At 63.2% G+C, this 16,973-nt stretch carries 12 protein-coding genes and 1 pseudogene; 3 read left to right on the forward strand and 10 right to left on the reverse strand.

Annotated features, from left to right (window positions below; all coding sequences use genetic code 11):
- Window positions 1-46: 46 nt before the first annotated feature.
- The 3 genes and pseudogenes from AC1L34_RS07740 to AC1L34_RS07750 all read right to left on the reverse strand — a co-directional run bounded on the left by AC1L34_RS07740 (window position 47) and on the right by AC1L34_RS07750 (window position 2,735).
- Window positions 47-1,483 carry a recombinase family protein gene (locus tag AC1L34_RS07740; protein WP_061225161.1) on the reverse strand — a complete coding sequence of 479 codons (1,437 nt, stop codon included), beginning with the start codon at window positions 1,481-1,483 and terminating at the stop codon, window positions 47-49.
- 45 nt (window positions 1,484-1,528) lie between these two features.
- Window positions 1,529-1,777 (reverse strand): annotated as a pseudogene (locus AC1L34_RS07745) (LLM class flavin-dependent oxidoreductase); the annotation flags it as partial.
- A 40-nt stretch (window positions 1,778-1,817) separates the two neighbouring features.
- The gene (locus AC1L34_RS07750; RefSeq protein WP_480035255.1) at window positions 1,818-2,735 is read right to left on the reverse strand and encodes an alpha/beta fold hydrolase; all 918 of its coding nucleotides are present in this window, start codon (window positions 2,733-2,735) and stop codon (window positions 1,818-1,820) included.
- Window positions 2,736-2,861: 126 nt separating this feature from the next.
- Between AC1L34_RS07750 and AC1L34_RS07755 the strand changes: the two genes are divergently transcribed.
- On the forward strand, window positions 2,862-3,632 hold the full coding sequence (locus AC1L34_RS07755) for a YggS family pyridoxal phosphate-dependent enzyme (RefSeq protein ID WP_480035256.1): 771 nt from the start codon (window positions 2,862-2,864) through the stop codon (window positions 3,630-3,632).
- Between the two features lie 161 nt (window positions 3,633-3,793).
- On the opposite strand, the gene AC1L34_RS07760 is transcribed toward AC1L34_RS07755, so the two are convergent.
- The 4 genes from AC1L34_RS07760 to AC1L34_RS07775 all read right to left on the reverse strand — a co-directional run bounded on the left by AC1L34_RS07760 (window position 3,794) and on the right by AC1L34_RS07775 (window position 9,789).
- A complete protein-coding gene (locus tag AC1L34_RS07760; protein ID WP_480035323.1) occupies window positions 3,794-5,170 on the reverse strand; it encodes a wax ester/triacylglycerol synthase domain-containing protein in 1,377 nt (458 codons plus the stop codon).
- 43 nt (window positions 5,171-5,213) lie between these two features.
- Window positions 5,214-6,722 carry an HAD-IB family hydrolase gene (locus tag AC1L34_RS07765; RefSeq protein ID WP_480035257.1) on the reverse strand — a complete coding sequence of 503 codons (1,509 nt, stop codon included), beginning with the start codon at window positions 6,720-6,722 and terminating at the stop codon, window positions 5,214-5,216.
- Entirely contained in the window at window positions 6,722-9,013 is a 2,292-nt protein-coding gene (locus tag AC1L34_RS07770) for a glycerol-3-phosphate 1-O-acyltransferase (RefSeq protein WP_480035258.1), read from the reverse strand. Before AC1L34_RS07770 ends, AC1L34_RS07765 begins: the two co-directional genes overlap by 1 nt.
- Window positions 9,014-9,111: 98 nt before the next feature.
- Window positions 9,112-9,789, reverse strand: a complete 678-nt coding sequence (locus AC1L34_RS07775) for a hypothetical protein (RefSeq protein ID WP_424293743.1) — start codon at window positions 9,787-9,789, stop codon at window positions 9,112-9,114.
- A gap of 110 nt (window positions 9,790-9,899) precedes the next feature.
- Here AC1L34_RS07775 and AC1L34_RS07780 point away from each other — a divergent pair, with 110 nt between their 5' ends.
- Window positions 9,900-11,228: an MFS transporter gene (locus tag AC1L34_RS07780; protein WP_424323266.1), complete on the forward strand. Its 1,329-nt coding sequence runs from the start codon at window positions 9,900-9,902 to the stop codon at window positions 11,226-11,228.
- A complete protein-coding gene (locus tag AC1L34_RS07785; RefSeq protein ID WP_480035259.1) occupies window positions 11,225-12,736 on the forward strand; it encodes a pyridoxal phosphate-dependent decarboxylase family protein in 1,512 nt (503 codons plus the stop codon). Before AC1L34_RS07780 ends, AC1L34_RS07785 begins: the two co-directional genes overlap by 4 nt.
- 120 nt (window positions 12,737-12,856) lie before the next feature.
- Here AC1L34_RS07785 and AC1L34_RS07790 read toward each other — a convergent pair whose 3' ends face one another.
- From AC1L34_RS07790 to AC1L34_RS07800, 3 genes are all read right to left on the reverse strand, one after another.
- Entirely contained in the window at window positions 12,857-13,996 is a 1,140-nt protein-coding gene (locus AC1L34_RS07790; RefSeq protein WP_424293740.1) for an acyl-CoA dehydrogenase family protein, read from the reverse strand.
- Window positions 13,997-14,199: 203 nt separating this feature from the next.
- On the reverse strand, window positions 14,200-15,408 hold the full coding sequence (locus tag AC1L34_RS07795; RefSeq protein ID WP_424293739.1) for a L,D-transpeptidase: 1,209 nt from the start codon (window positions 15,406-15,408) through the stop codon (window positions 14,200-14,202).
- A 183-nt stretch (window positions 15,409-15,591) separates the two neighbouring features.
- Window positions 15,592-16,908, reverse strand: coding sequence for an NAD(P)/FAD-dependent oxidoreductase (locus AC1L34_RS07800; RefSeq protein WP_424293738.1), 1,317 nt, complete (start codon window positions 16,906-16,908; stop codon window positions 15,592-15,594).
- Window positions 16,909-16,973: the final 65 nt, after the last annotated feature.

The following is a 16,973-nucleotide window of genomic DNA, read 5'->3' on the forward strand; positions in this document are numbered from 1 at the left end:
CTCCCACGAGTCGACTCACCAGTCCACTGACGAGTCGACTCGCGTGTCAGTCGCGACGCGGCTCTATACGAATGAGGTCGGGGTCGAACTTCACGTGACCGGGCGCGATGGGCTCGATGGTCACCGTCACCAGCTCGTCCACGAGCATCCGGCGGCGGTCCACGTCCAACGTCTTCCACTTCGCCTCGACCACCTCGCGGCGCTCCGCGGTGCCGACCGGCTCGTCCACGTCCGCGAGCAACTTCGCCGCCACCGACACCGAACGGTCGAGCAGCTCCGCGTCGATCTCATCGATGCGGGCCTTCACGTCGTTGATCGCCGCCGTGATCTCCAGGACCGGCTGATGGATGTCACGCAGCAGCGGGCTCAGCTCCTTCACCCGCTCGACCAGGGCGTTCCGCTCCGTCAGCAACTCCTCGTGATCTGGCCCATCGTCCTCCTGCGGCATCACGAGGTTGTGCACATCCACCGAGGACAAGCGGGTGAGCACCGCCTCGGTCACCATCGCATCGACGGGCTCGCGCTGGCGGGTGAGATGGAACTGCTCGCCGCAGCGGTACGTCGGCTGCTTGCGACTGTTCGTCCCGGAGACGAGCGTCGCGCCGCACTTCCCGCACAGCCCGATCGTGGACAGAAGGTACTTCGGCTGGTTACCCTGCCTCGCCGACCTTCGCACGTTGTCCTCCAGCTTCGCCACCGCGGCCCGCCACGTTTGCTCGCCGACGATGGGCGGGAACGCGTCGCCCTGCACCGGGTACAGCTCGCCCGACGCGTAGTGCTTGATGTAGCCAGCGTAGAGCGGGTTCGCCAGGAGGTAGCGCACGGCATCGACGGAGAACTCCGACCCGCGGGCGGTGAGATGACCGGCACCGTTCAGATCCTCGCGGATTCGCCGGATCGACAGCGACGGCTCGCCGAGGAACGCGGCGAAGGCCCGCCGGACGGCGTCGGCCTCCTCCGGGATCAGCTCGCCCTCTCGCGTCCACCCGAACGCCTTCCAGGCGCTCGTCGGGATGCCCTCGAAGCGTCGGCGCTCGTTCGACCTGATCTGACGCTCCGCCTTACGCCTGGCCTCGAACCGGGCCAGTGCCGCGAGCATCGTCGCTCGGAACTCACCGTCGGCCGTCGAGAGGTCGATCTCGCCGTCCACGGTGACGACCCGCAGCCCCAGGTCAATCAAGGTGTTGAGGTCCTTCGTGCTGCGCAGCAGCCGGTCCATGTCCACGGCGACCACCATCGAGAAGCGGCCCGCGCGGGCGTCGTCCAGCATCTCGGCCCAGCGGGTGCCAGCGCGGCGCTTCTTCGTCGCCGACACGGCGTTGTCCTCGTAGACCTCGACGACGTTCCAGTCCTTGGCCTCGGCCAGCGCCCTGATCTTCCTCAGCTGCGTATCGACCGTCCAGCGGTCGCCCTTGCGGTCCATGGAGGCGCGGACGTACGCGGCCACCTCGTTCGTCTTCCTCAGCGCTACCAGTTCGACCATGCAACCAAGCTTACGGAACGAGTGTCACAACCGCGACATGCTCTAGCGCATGTCGATCACCCCGGTGCCGATCTCGATGCGAGAAGTCTTCGCGCCAATCGCGGATAGCAGCGGGAATGGCGACGCTAGTTGTTGTGCGAAGTGATGCACCCGAAAGTACGCGCCGTCGGCGCCCAGTTCTTCTGCGGCGACCGCCAGATCGATCGATTGCAAGAGCGCATCCGACGCTGAATTCACTTGGGAGCCAGGCGTATCAGACCAATGACCAAAGGATAGAAAGCCAATCTTCTTCATAGTCAGTCCAGCCCCCTTCGCTCCTGAAGTATTCCGCCGGTCACGAGTGCCTGCCCAAATGCTTGAGCATTTCATCGGCGACGACCGCCGGCTTCTCGGCATGCAAGAAGTGCCCGCATCCGGGCAAAAGCACGGCGTCGATCTGCGGATGCAGCTGATTCATTGCCGTATGGAACGCCGCGCTCATGCACCCGTCGTTCTCGCCCGCGAGTGACAAAGTCGGCACCTGCACCGGATAGTCGGCTTGCGCTAGGCGCATGAACTCACGCGTATAGGCCCGGTTCGGGGTAAAGATCGATCGGTAGTAACGGGTCGTAGCCCAGCCACGTTCTTTGTCGACGAAAACTTCCCGCGTGGGCGCGAAGTCCGCGTCAGTGAAATCCCAAGTCGGCGACCATCGTCGCCATAGCCACCGCACAAACGCCGCATCGTTGCGGGCGAGGAGTCGCGGAGACAGGCCCGACTGCATCACCAACATGTACGACGACATCACCAGCTGACGCGGAACGGCACGTAGGACCGCCGCACTCGTAACACGTCCACCCATCGGCGGCACGGCGAGCAAGCTGACCGATCGCCAACGCTCCGGTGCCTGCTTGACCGCGATAGTCGCCGCGACCGAACCCCAGTCGTGCCCGATCAAGTGCACCGGTTCTCCACCAGCCCACTCCTGCCAGGCGATGAGATCGCTGGCCACGGTCGGAATGTCGTAGCGAGCGTTGGGATTCACAGACTCGGCGGTGTAGCCCCGGAGCCACGGAACCACCACGCGATAGCCGCCAGCGACAAGCCTCGGCACGACGGCGTCCCAACTGTGCGGGGTGTCGGGAAAGCCGTGCACGAGCAGCGCGACCGGTGCTGCGGAGTCGCCGTAGACCCCTGCCCGCAAGATCAGGCCATCGCGTTCGAGGACCGCTTCGCTAACCGGACTGCCGTTGTTTTTCGCGGGACTACTCATCAAGGGCTCTCCACTCTCGGAATCTCACGGGCCTCACCCCACCCTAGGCAGTCGACGAAGGGGCGGACTGAAGTTCGCGGCCAGGCATCGCAGCTTTCCAATTTGCCAGCGCGGGATAATCGATACATGACCGATCCTGCTGCACCGTCGCATCCTGAATTCCGGACCGCCGTGGAGGTCGCCGACTTCCGCCGAAACATCGACGCCGTCCAGGCCAAGATTGATGCTGCGGCGCGTAAGGCTGGACGTGACCCGGCAGAGGTACGACTGCTGCCCGTCAGCAAGACGGTCCCGGAAGAACGGATCGTCAACGCCATTGCTGCGGGGTGTCATCAGTTGGGTGAGAACAAGGTTCAAGAAGCCAAGCGTAAGCACGGCAACCTCGCCGACCTCGACGTGTCGTGGTCGGTGATCGGCCACCTGCAGACCAACAAGGCCAAGGATGTCGCTGCGTTTGCCGACGAGTTCCAAGCCCTCGATAGCCTCCGCGTCGCCGAGGCCCTCGACCGCCGACTGCAGGCCGCGGGGCGCAGCATTGACGTGTACGTGCAGGTCAACACGTCCGATGAAGACAGCAAGTACGGCCTCGACCCCAGCGATGTGCGCGACCTACTGACCCAGCTCCCGAACTACTCGGCACTTCGTGTGCGCGGCCTCATGACGTTGGCGCTCTTCTCCGACGACGTTGACCGCGTCCGCCCGTGCTTTCAACTCCTTCGCTCGCTGCGCGACCAGATCCGCGAGGAGACTCCCGACCTGATTGGTGACGGCGGCCTGTCGATGGGCATGTCTGGCGACTACGAACTCGCCATCGAAGAGGGCTCCACCTGTGTCCGCGTGGGACAGGCCATCTTTGGTGCGCGAGCGACGCCGGACAGCATGTACTGGCCGGGTTAGAGCCAGATTGCGGACTTGGTGCGCACCTTCACAATGCTGGCGGTCGTGGCCACGCAAACCGCAGAACTGTGTGACCGCAGGTGGACGTCGATCGGATCACGCGGACCGATGCGGTCCGAAACCGCGAGAAACTCACCCGCATCGCCCGTTGAGCGACGTCGTTAGATCACCCGCTCCAACCGTCCCGCACTCTCCCCCAATTCCAACACTTCATTGAACCCGTCGACGACGCAGTCGGCAAACAACTCGGATTCGGTGATGGCGGCGGCGTCGAAGTTGAGACCGAGGCAGGCCGTTTCGTTGTGGGTGATCATTGTCGCCATTACCGCGCAGCCCGGCAGCGGACCGAACGGGTACATGCGTTCCACCTTGGCACCGGCAACAAAGGTTTCCCACGGGATACCGGGCACGTTGCTGGCCTGCAGGTCGTTCTGCGAGGTAGTCGCGCTGAACTGGGTGAGAACCGGTCCCGGGATCCACGCAAGTACCGGGCCGATGGTGTTGAAAATGTCGACGGCCGGTTCTGATCTAGCCGCGCGAACCTGCTCGCGGATCGTCAGGACCCGCTCAAACGGATCGCGGATTCCCGTCGGACCTGACAGTCGTCCGACGGCGATCCGGTTGCCGCCCTCCGGGTCGTCGGGTTGGCGCACCGAAATGGGGATGGCGACCGGGATCGCTTCAACGGGTTGCCCCATCCGCTCGTGATACAGCCGGAACCCACCAATAAGCCCACCCAAGTAGACGTCGTTCACCGAAGCACCAGAGGCTTTACTGGCCGCGCGGATCGCGTCGAATGGCACTTCGAAGGCACTGAACCGCCACGAAACACTCCGCCCCGCCAGCAACGGCGACCCGGGCGGGCTGATCATTCCGGCAACCCGCGGAACCGAACGACCGTAGCGAAGTACCCTGCTCAACGCCTTCTTCGGATCGGTAAGCGCCTTGACGCCATCGAACGCCATGCCCGCGAGTCGAGGAATCCGCGCAATCTCCTCTTCTACCTGACGCGTCAGCACCCCCAGTCCCGACAGATCTTTCACCGGCGGGGCCGGTGGCTGCGGCTTACCCGGAATCGGATCCCGACTCTTGGAATGCAGCTGCGCCAGCACCAAAATGGCACCCATTCCATCGGTGAGCGCGTGGTGCGCCTTCAAGAAATACGCCGTTTTGCCACTGGCCAGACCATCAATGAGATAGCCCTCCCACGGCGGTCGTGCCGGATCGAGCGGAGTCATCGCGAGCTGCTCACACAGGGTAAACACCTCCCGCATCGAGCCGTCGCCAGCAACACGCACCCGGCGCACGTGATAGTGCAGGTCGAAGTCTGGATCCACCTGCCAGCTCGGTGTACCCGTACGCAACGGAGATTCGACGACCCGCTGCCGGAACCGCGGGGCCATCCGACTCCCCCAGTCGTGGGCCGCGATCAACCGGTTCCAATCGGGTTCGGTGTCGTACACCTCAAGCACACAGATCGTCGACCGCAGCCGCCGGTCGGAGTCACCGCGCCACATCACGGTGTCGACGGGACTCATTTCCAAGTCGCTGCCCCAGGCCAGCGGTTGATCCGCATCATTCTCATTCGTCACGAGCCGACTCCTGCCATTCAAAGATCCCCATCGTTCGCGTCATCTGACCGTCGGCGAAGGCAGTGACCGGCCAACTCTCCAGGGCCACAAGAAACTGCTGCCGCACTTGTTCGGCGTACTCTCCGGCACGCTCGGGCACCCACTCCGACGTGTCGATCGGGGGTAGGACCCGAACTTCGACGGTGCCCGGCTTCACCAATTGCGCACCGCGCCACATCAACTCGCCCACATTGCGGAGAACTACCGGAACGACGGGCACCCCGGCGGCCATCGCGATGTGGAAGGGCCCCTTCTTGAAAGTCCCAATCCGCGGCGTCGACGACCTCGTTCCCTCCGGTGCCACAACCAACGAATAGCCTTCCTCGTTGATCTTGCGAACAACGGGTCCAAGCTGTTCAATCGCGCGGTCGGAATTGCCGCGATCAATAAAGGCCAGACCGCCAGCATCGAGGATCTGACCCAACACCGGGAGCTGGCCGATTTCCTTCTTCGCCACCCCCGTCGCATGGTCGCGAATCAAGTGAATAAGTACCGGGAGGTCAAGCTTGGATTGGTGATTGAAGACGAAAACGCACGGCCTTGCCGAGGTCAGGTACTCTTTCCCGTCAAGAACGGCCACGTCGATCCCGGCGAGCGATAGTCCCGCATCAACGCCTGACGAGATCGCGTCCTGCATGGTCATCGTGTTGTCGTCACTCCACAGTGACCGCGCAAAGCCCGACGCTGCGCCACCCAAGAAGCTGCCGTACATGGCACTCGTGCGGACGATCATTCCGAGCTTGTTGTACGACGGATTGGTCATGTCGAGAATCGGCCAACCGCGCGACTCGGCGACAGCCCGCAGGCCGCGTTGCGGAGACACCGCCGCGGGGTTACCCACGGACTCCAAGTACGGGACGTCTTCATTGCCATCGCTATAGGCAAACGACCCCGCCAAGTCCATATCGTGCTCGGCCGCCAACCGTCGGACTGCGGCTGCCTTGCCCGGTCCCCACAGCGGACGTCCCAAGGTGCGGCCGGTAACGATCCCGTCAATCACTTCCACATCGGTCGCCAAGGCGTGATCGGCGTCGATCTCCTTCGCGATCGGCTCAATCTGAAAACGCGTGGCCGACGAGGCGATCACGATCCGGTGCCCGCGAGCCCGATGGGCACGCAGGATCTGCCACATTTGGGGCCGCAATTTCGCAGCGGTGTCTTGCTTGAACAGTTGCTCGCCCATGGCCAGCAGTTCCACATAGGTCTTGCCTGCGAACGCTGGCCGGGTCGCTTCGAGCACCTCCGCATAGTCCTGCTCGGACTCGCACCCGCGCAGACCGATCATCAGCCCGTCCAGCAGCTCACCGGCCGTGAATTCCAGACTCTTTAGCCTGGCCCGAAGAATAGCCGTGGCCGAGAATCCCTCCAGCAACGTGCCGTCGTAGTCGAAAAACGCACCGATCTGTTTACCTTCGGGTGCCGATCTAATCTGCTGCAGCCGGTCGGTCAACGCGCCCATTACTTGCCGTCCCCCACTTGTGTGTCCATCTGATGGGCCGCAACCTGTTCGGCTTCAATAGCCGCCAGACGAATCAAGCGAGAACGCAGTTGCTGCACCTCGCCCAACCATCGCTGACGGTTCAGCGTCACCTGATCGGAAGAGTCCCCGTGAACCGCGCCGCGATTGTCGGCCAACTGGTAGGCAGCGTCGTAAAGCTCCCTCGATACCGAGTCCTTACTTTGGATCACGCCCTGCATCGACAGTTGTTTGCCCAAGCCAAGGCATTCGGTCAGCACGACGTCCTTATCCGGATTGTCGGACTCCGTGGAGACAAGGCACTGCGCGACAACGAGTTGAGCGTCGAAGAACGCTTGCAAAGTGCGGCGAGCCAGCAGCATCCCGGCACTCGAAAGAAGTGTCTGGTGAACCCATTCTTGGGTGTACTTCGTGGTACGCCAGTCGGGCGCAATCAGGTCTAACTCCCCACCCAAGCGATGAAGGAACTCAACCTTGGCGGGGAAAAAGAACTCAAACTTCAGCAGGTCACGGATGCGCAATGCTTCCTGTTGGGCCGGGCCCAGCAAGCCGTCGCCCTCCGAGGCAACCGCATCGGGAGCCGGAGCCCCTTGCACCACATCACCGTCGGAGATCGCCAGCATCCCAAGTTCAACGATCGCCCGATCCACGAAATGATGAATCGCCCCATTGCGGTAGTAGGCCGCGACCGCATGGTTGTCGGGGGCGATGGTCCACACCTGGTCCGGACCACCGTCGAAGGTCTCCAGCACGCCGGCATCGGTGAGTTCCCGCAAAGTTGTCAGCAAACCGGCACCGCGGCAAAGTGCCGGATCAGGTCCAGGGAGTTCCCGGGCCGCGATATACGTGAGCAGCGGCGCCAAAATAACTTCCACCTCGTGCGCCGTGTACGCGCGATCCTCAGCACCCAACAGCGCAAAACTCGCGAGCGAGGTGGCCGAAATCGGCGTCGCCGCATTGATCTCATCCATCACCTGGAAGGCGACTTTGTCGAGCCGCGAACGGCCGTCACCCGCTTTCGCCAGCGCCTCACGCAGCGAGAACGGCGCACCAAAGCGCACGCGCGCCTCTCCGCGGTATTCACGCTGGCCCCGGGCGTATCCGAGCAGCCATTTCAGGTCCTCGGGCGTCTTGGTTCCGCTCGCCGACTCCCGCGCCATCGTCGTGATTTCGGGGAGTTGGTCGTACACGATAGACGTCGGTACCACCATCACATCCGCACCGTCGAGCGCCTCCACCGCATCGGCGACGTACGCCAGCAAACCCAGCATCGGCGGTCGCAGCTTTCCCGTGCGACTGCGCCCACCCTCGATATACCACTCGAGGTTGAATCGCTTGTCGACGATAAACGCCAAATACGCGCGCATCGCATACTTATAGACAGGATCGGAACCGAACTTCCGGCGAATAAAGATGGTGCCCGCACGTCGGGCAATTGGCCCCATCGGCCAGAAGGCCAGGTTCTCCCCGCCTAGCACCAAATTGGGGGGAAAGTCGTGCTGATGCAACACGCTGGCCAGGATCAAGGAATCGACATACGACCGGTGTGACGGCAAAAAGACCAGGGAGCTGGACTTATTGAGGGCCCGCAACTCGCCGAGGGTGTCGAGGTCGACGGATACCGACCATGCGCGCTCATACAGGCCACTGAAAGTGGAGGTAAAAATATCGCGCATCAACCGGCTCTGCGTGGCGACAAATGAACCCAGCTTGTCCGTCGCCTCCTGCAACACCGACGATGTGGTGCGGCCCAACTCCCCCGCCAATTGGGCGGCACCTGCTTGGAATCCGGCGGACGAGGTAATCTGCTCGGCCACCAAGCGCGGCACCTTGTATCGCGTACCCACCAACTCCAGTTCCGCGCGCTCAGCGGCAATGGACGCTTGCAACCCGACGAACGCCGACAACGTGGTGCCACTGGCCTGGCGCTCGCGATGCTGCACGCGAAGGTCGGCGACGGTAGCGGGTTCGCCTTCCACAACACGAACCCGGTCGGGCCCCAGCTTCCGAATCGCCGCCTGCCGAAACGCCGGTGGTCGACGGGGATTCGACAAAGCGATGACGTCGGCTAACGCGACCTTGCGCTCGCCGCGACGGACGGGTGGCAACCACACCACGCGCGCCGGAATCAGCAGCGTATCGGCATCAGCATCGTCGAAGTCGACCTCGTCGAGCGTGCGAATACTGACTCCGGGGTGGTGTTTAGCCGACCATTCGGAGAGAATCTCGTGCTCGATCGCGGTCCGCACATCGGCCAGGACAATCTCTCCCACCAATTCCACCCTCTAACGCGCTCGTCGTGCCTCACTGGTCCCCCGACCACCAGCACCAATTGTGGCCGACCCAGCACGCGCGGGTATCAGATTGGGGGTTATTGATCGGCCCGCGGTGCAGGCATCGGCGTACCCGAGTCCTGGCCTCGACCATTCGCCAACGTCTGCGCCACCGCAAAGGTGATCGCCAAGACCGCGATCACGGCCGCAATGACCGCCACCCACGTCGACTCGTCGGTGGTGAAATCGAGCATCCACGCGGTACCAACACCGGCCGCAATCGCCACGACGGCGCCGGGAATCAAAGCAATTGCTGTGGTCTGCAAGGTCTTTCGAACCTCGGCGACACCCGACAGGCGCAGCACCAGCCAAATCGCGGTGAGCGCCAACACATAGGCGAGAATCCCGCATGCGGCATAAATCGCGAGGACCCCGACCGTTCCCGGGTACCGGGATGACCCAAACGCGACTGCCACCGCAATTCCAACGCCAAGTCCCGAACCGGCGAGGCCTGCCAGCACCACCCGCGTTACCTTGTTGTTTAACGGTCCGGCCATCGTAAAGCCGAGGATGCGCAAGACCGCACCGGTCACAGCACCACCGAGCAGGCCGATCAGCGCAGTCTCGACCCAGGGGTTCATCCCCGACGCATCCGCCGAACCGGCGACGAAGCTCGCATTGACATACGACGTCCCCCAGTCCGATCGAGACGTCAGCGCCGAGGCCAACAGCGTTAGCCAACCTCCGAAAACCGCGAACCCCAAGATCTGCTTCATACCGTCTCCCCGCAGTCGCCCCACATTGCCGTCCAGCATAGGCAGCCGATTCCAGGACGCAGCACCCAAAACCGCGGCGGTGCCCACACCGCTGCAGTAGCGTCCGGCCAATGACCAGTCCCGTGCGCGTGTCCCGCCGCGTCACCGCAGGCTTTGCCGCAGGCAGCGTCGGTACCGGTGGATTCGGGGTGCTCCCCGGCCTGGTCCTCGCCTACTACCTCACCGACACCCTCGGCGTCGCCGCGCTGCTCGCGTCGTTCGTCGTCGTGATCCCAAAGCTGGTCGACGTCATCGTCAACCCCATAATCGGGGCCCGCAGCGACCGTCAATCTCGACGCAGCGGTAGTCGTACCGGATTGATGTGGATCGGCACCACAGCGCTGCTGCCCGCGTTTATCCTCATCTTCTCCGCCCCGGCCAACGCGTCGCCCTGGGTGGGAGCGGCGTGGGTGCTGGTCTTCTTCACCATTGCCGCTGTCGCCTACGCATGCTTCCAGGTCCCGTATATCGCCATTCCCACCGACTTGACAGCCGACTACCACGAACGGACCCGGCTGATCGGTACCCGGATCGCCGTACTGGCATTGACCATCCTGATCATCGGCGCCGGAGCCCCCGCGCTGCGCGACGCCTTCGGCGGTGGCCCCCTCGGCTACGCGGTTATGGCAACTGCCGCCGCCCTCATCATTGCGGCCGGCATGGCCGTCGCCACCCACATCGCGGGGACCGCCGCCCGTCATGCTCCCCTCGCCATCCACGACGACGAAGAACCTGGCAGTCACCGCGACGCCTTCGACGCCTTCCGTCAACAACGGCGGTACCGCATCCTGCTATCGGTGTATGTGATTCAAGCGCTGGCCACGGCCGTGATGCTGGCAGGCGCGCAATACGTGGCAACGTACGTCCTCGACAACAAGGGTGCGCTGACACCGCTGTTCATCGCGTTGGTGGCTCCGGCGCTAATCGTGACTCCCGTGTGGGTGCGGATCGGGAAAGCGGGCAAGACCCGCGGCCTCGTGCTCGCGTCGACCCTGTTTGGTGCCGCTGCGCTGGGGCTGTCGTTCGCGATGGTGACGCCGGGGGCCTGGATCTTCGGGGCCGTCGCCGTGGCAGGCATCGGCTATGCGGGCATGCAGACCTTCCCGCTCGCGATGCTTCCCGATCTGATTGATGAACGGAGTACCGCCCACGGCCGTGATCAAGGCGGCGCCATGTCGGGACTGTGGACGGCCGGCGAAACCCTCGGCCTGGCGTTGGGCCCGGGCTGCTACCTGCTAGTCCTCGCGGCCACGGGATTCGTTTCGTCATCCGGCGAGAGCGTTGCGCAGTCATCGCTGGCGACTGCCGGAATCGCCGGCGGCTTCTCACTGTTACCGGCAGCCTTGGTTGCCCTCAGCATCATCCTTCTCCGCGGTTACAACAAAGAGGTCCCTGCATGACGCCTTCCACCCCAAGTTCGCCAACGTCATTGCGCGGCAACGCTGCTGGCGTCCTCTCCACACTCGCCGACCTGCGCGCCACCGATTCACCGACACACGGCGGTGAAATCCTGTCGTACGTTTATGACTCCGGAATCGCCGAACTCGACGCCCTCGTCGCCAATGCAGCTGAACTCGTCCGGCCCGTCAACGGACTGGATCCGACGGTGTTTGGATCGGTCGCCGCTTTGGAACGCGACCTCATCGCGTTCACCCGGACGGTCTTCGGCGACCCCACCGCCGTCGGCTCCGTCACCTCTGGCGGCACTGAGAGTTGCATTCTGGCGGTCAAAGCGGCACGCGATCACGCCGGGGTGCATCCCGGGACCGGCAGCATCGTTCTCCCGTCGACAGCGCACGCCGCCTTCGATAAGGCGGCCCGACTTCTCGGGGCCACCCCAATTCGTGTCCCGGTGGACCCGTCGAAATCTCAGGTCACGGCCGCCGCGATGGCTGCCGCGCTGCGCGACGACACGTTCCTCATTGTGGCGTCGGCCCCCGATTACCCGACCGGCGGCCTCGACCCGATCGGCGAACTGGGGGCGCTCGCACTCATGCACGACCTTCCGCTGCATGTCGATGCATGCCTCGGCGGATTTGTCCTCCCGTGGTGGCCAGAACCGTTACCGGAGTGGGATCTTCGCGTCCCGGGCGTCACCAGTCTCTCCGCCGACTTCCACAAGTACGGGTACGCACCGAAAGGCGCGTCGATCATCCTGCACACCGATCGCGATCGACACCGTGCAGGCTACTTCGCCACCACCGATTGGCCCGGCTATCCGATCGTGAATCCCACGCTCCTTGGATCCCGGACCGCCTCCGGCCTCGCCGCGGCTTGGGCCATCACCCAGTACCTGGGTCATGAGGGCTTCCGCGACCTCGTCGCCGATATCTATCGTGCGACCGGCCCCCTGCGCGCCGTCGTCGAAGAAATCGAGGGATTGCGCCTGGTCGGCAGTCCTATCGGTCCGGTGTTTGCCGTCGCGGCCGACCTGGAATCGGCATCGCCCGTCGACCCGCACCGATGGGCCGGGGCCGTCGCAGAGGCGGGTTTCACGTTGCAGGCTCAGCCGCGATTTACCCAAACCGATGGCACCGACCTGCCCTCCAGCACTCACCTCACCGTGACCCCGGTGACCGCGGCGGTCGTAGATCGGCTGGTCGAGACTATGCGGACGGCAGCCGATGCGGTGCGCGGAATGCCGGCGGCTGATCCACCCGCGGCCCTCGCCGACCTCGCCGGAGCTCTCAACGATGGCGTGCTCAGCGTCGATGACGCCCTAGCGATCGGTTCGGAAGCAACCGAGCAGGTACTGATCGGCGCGGGGATTGATCCCCGTGTCGCGCCCGGCGACGCCTCCGATTCGTTGGATATGGCGGCGGTTGTCGCCGCGATCGAGACCTTGCCGCGGCCGGTAACTGCAAAGATGCTCACCGAGTTCCTCGCCGCGTTCACCAACCCCGGCTAGCGCCGTCGCGCTTTTCTGTCGCGATTCAACCAAACCATCACCGAGCAAGGCATTCGGTGACGGTTTGGCAGACGCACGGACCTCAAATGTGGCAGAAAAGGAGGAGGCGGCGACTCGTGGTTAGAGCGAACGCGAAATGACTTCCTTCATGATTTCGTTTGTGCCGCCGTAAATCAGCTGGACGCGGTTGTCGGCCCACAGGCGAGCGATCGGGTATTCGTTCATGTAGCCGTAGCCGCCGAAAAGTTGCAGACAGGTGTCGGCCACTTGCATCGCCCGGTCGGTGGTCCACCATTTGGCCATGGCGACGGTGGGGATATCGAGTTCGCCGCGCAGGTGCTTCTCAATGCAGTCGTCAAGGAAGACCCGCGCAATATGCGTCTCAGTTGCTACCTCGGCGAGCTTGAACTTGGTGTTCTGGAAGCCGAACACCGGCTTACCGAACGCGGTGCGTTCCTTCGTGTACGCCAGGGTCTTCTCCAAGGCCACTTCCATGCCTGCTACTGCGGCAACAGCAATGATCAGTCGCTCCTGCGGAAGCTGGGTCATCAACTGGATGAAGCCGAGACCCTCTTGGTCACCCAACAGATTCGACTGCGGAACGCGGACACCGGTGAAGTTCAGTTCGGCCGTGTCCTGACCGCGCATACCGACCTTGTCGAGGATTCGGCCCCGACTAAACCCTTCGCGCTCTGTCTCCACAAGGATCAGCGAGATTCCCTTGGCGCCTGCGGTGCTGTCCGTCTTCGCGACGACGATCACCAGGTCCGCTTGACCACCGTTGGTGATGAAGGTCTTTGAACCGTCGATGAGGTAGTCGTCGCCCTCCTTGACAGCCTTGGTCTTCACGTTCTGGAGGTCGCTGCCGGTGCCCGGTTCCGTCATCGCGATAGCGCCAACAACTTCACCCGATGCCAGCTTCGGCAACCAGTGCTTCTTCTGTTCCTCGGATCCGTAGGCGAGGATGTAGTGCGCGATGATCCCGTTGTGCAGACTCGAACCCCACGAGGAATCGACGACGCGTGCCTGCTCCTCAATCAGAACCGCCTCGTGGGCGAACGTGCCGCCGCCACCGCCGTACTCCTCCGGGATCGACATGCACAGCAGGCCAACCTCGCCAGCCTTGTTCCAGAGTTCACGGTCGACGTGATGCTGCTCGATGAAACGCTCGGTATTGGGCGCGATTTCCTTCTCGCAGAATGCGCGGGCCATTTCGCGCAGTGCAGTCAGGTCTTCTGTCTCCCACGAAGGACGTGCCATGAGTCGGTTACCTATCTTGCTAGCGTCTCGCCACCGGGTGGCTATACAGACGTATTGGATTCGATTTCGTCCGCTAGCTTAACAGTGCCCGTTGGCACCTTCGACGGAGCGCCAACCCAGTGCCCTCCGGACCGGCCACACAAGACGAAAGGCGCCCGGAACCATGAGGTTCCAGGCGTCTTTCTTAAGCTCTTCAGTGCAGGTCAGGCATTACCCTTCGACCATGTCGACCACGGAATATTCCAGTCTCCGAGGCCATCGGTGCCAGAAAGTTCTGGGCCGACAGTGTTCGTGACCGTGACAGGATCGCCTCGCAGCGTATTGCGAACCACCCAGAGAGCGTCGTCGGGGCTCAAGTTAAGGCAGCCGTGGCTGGTGTTCGTGCTGCCCTGCGCCCACACCGACCACGGTGCCGAGTGCAGGTAGATGCCGCTGTACGACATTTGCGTTGCGTAGTCGACGGGGGTGCGGTAGCCGTCGGCCGAATTGATCGGCACACCGTACGTCGAGGAATCCATGATGATGTGGTCAAGGCGGTCACCGATGATGTAGACACCGTTATCGGTGGGTGCGGCATCCTTGCCCATCGAGGTCGGCATACTGCGGATGACCTTGCCGTCACGCTTGACGACAACCATCTTGGTGTTGTCGTCGGCGAAGAGTTCCAACTGGCGTCCCACGGTGAACGACGACGAGACATTCTCGTCACCGAACAGGCCGTCGCCGAGGTCAATGCCGAAGGTATTGACCTTCACGCTGACCTTGGTTCCCGGCTTCCAGTAGTTCTCGGGGCGCCAGCGAACTTCAGTGTCGCTGATCCAGTAGAAGGCACCCTTGACACTCGGGTTCGCGGTGATCTTGATGGCGTTCTGTGCCGCCTTGCGGTCCGGGATCGACTCGTCAAAGCGAACGCCGACCGTCTGCGCAACGCCGACCGTCTCACCCGCGGGCGGGCTGATGTAAGCGTGCGTGACGTTGTTCGGCTCGCGAGTCACGAAGCTGCTCTTGGTGACGGTCTTGCCGCCGACGCCAATCGCGTCAGCAGTGACCGTGTACTTCTTGCCGTATCCAAAAGGCTGCGTGCTGGTCCACTTGGTGCCGTCTTCGCTGAACTCACCCTTGATCGGCGAGCCATCAGCGGTCGGAATGGTGACCGCACTAATGGTGCCTTCGGTGGCGGTCACAACGATCGGCTCACCCGGCTGCACACCAACCGCACCCTTGGTCAGCGGCTTGCCCGCTTCGTCGGTGACCGCAATAGCCGGCTTGATCATGTCGCTGAACTCGCCGCTAGCGTTGACCTCGGTGGCATAACTGCTGCACGACGACAGCATCAGAACTGCTACCAAGAACGAGAAAAGGGCCGCGACCTTAGCTCCCAGCCGACGGTCACGATTCCGACGAAAACGCATTGTGCTCCCAGCGAATAACTCGGGGTCCGCGAAAACGGCCCCTGCTCCGGATGCCCACTATACGAGAGGTATGGGGCTTGCTCCACATCCACCCATGCCGAGGACTGCATACTTCATTCAACCGTCTGACGCGGCATCGTCCGTCGGTGTGTACTTCGCCGACAAAAGCCCACGCGATCGCAGCTAGGCAGCCGTTTCGGCCATGTCCGGTTGCGTGTCCCCAGCACTCCGACGACCGCCGCGCGGTTTGTCACCGTCATGCTCAGGTTGAGCAACCGCTGACTCGCTAATTTCGGCAAATCCAGGGCGGGCTTTACCAGCGAACGACCGGAACCACGACAGGACCGCACCCACGCGATTGCGGAACCCGACCAGATAGAAGAGGTGAACGCCGAGCCACGTCAGCCAGCCGACGAAGCCGGTCAGCTTGACACCCATCGGCGCGTCGACCACTGCATTGTGGCGATTGACGACGGCCATGCTGCCCTTGTCGATGTAGGCGAATCTCGTCCCCCGCACCGTTGCGCCGCGAATCATGTCCGCGGCGTGGCGCCCCTGCTGCATGGCTACCGGACTCTGCCCCGGCAGGTTGTTCAGGCTCGTCATATCGCCGATGGCGAAGATGTCGGCCCGACCGCCAACCGTCAGATCGGGGTTGATGAGAAGGCGACCCGCGCGGTCGGTGTCGCAACCGGTTGCGTCGGCGATCACCTGGGCCAGCGGTGTCGCTTTGACGCCGGCCGACCACACGATGGTCCTAGAGCGGAGTGTGCGCTCAGTGCCATCTGCGGCGCGAACCGTCACGTTTTCACCGTCGATGTCAGTTACGAAGGTCTCGGTCAGGACATCAATTCCGGTGCCCTCCAGCGTCTTCCGAGCGAAGTCCGAGAGCTTTCCGCCATAGACGGGCAGCAGGTTGCCCGCACCTTCAACGAGGTGCACGGTCGCCGGCGCTTCGGTGAAGTACCGCAATCCCAGTTCCCGGATTTGGCCGGCGATCTCAACACCGGTTGCGCCGCCACCGACAACAACAAACGTGTGCGCGGCTTCGTCGTTCGCTGGCGCCGCAAAGCAGTCCTTCAAGTGCGCACGGAGCGCTACCGCGTCGTCGAGCGTCTTGAGCGAGAAGGTCTTGTCGGCCCATTCGTCGTGACCGAAGTAGCCCTGCGCGGCACCGGCGGCGACGATTAGGTACTGATATCCGATCTGCTCATCGCCATCGGTGGTCGTATAGGTGAGGATTTTGGCCTTGGCGTCGACGGCGGTGACAAGCCCTTCGATGACGCTGATCGACTCCTTGTTTTCCAGGACTTCGGCGATCGGCGGGGCAATCTCGTCTGTGGTCAGCACGCCGGTGGCGACCTGGTACAGCAACGGCTGGAATAGGTGTTCTCGAGTGGCCGAGATCAGGACCGTTTCGACGTTCGACTTCGCGAGCTGCTTCGCGGCGGCGAGCCCACCGAATCCCGAGCCAACCACCACAACCTGTGTGTGACGCATGTGTCTGCGATCCCTCCACCCGCACCCGTAGATACGGTCATCTCCGTTGATGTTCTTGGTGATTA

It is taken from the genome of Gordonia sp. 34D (genome assembly GCF_056682775.1).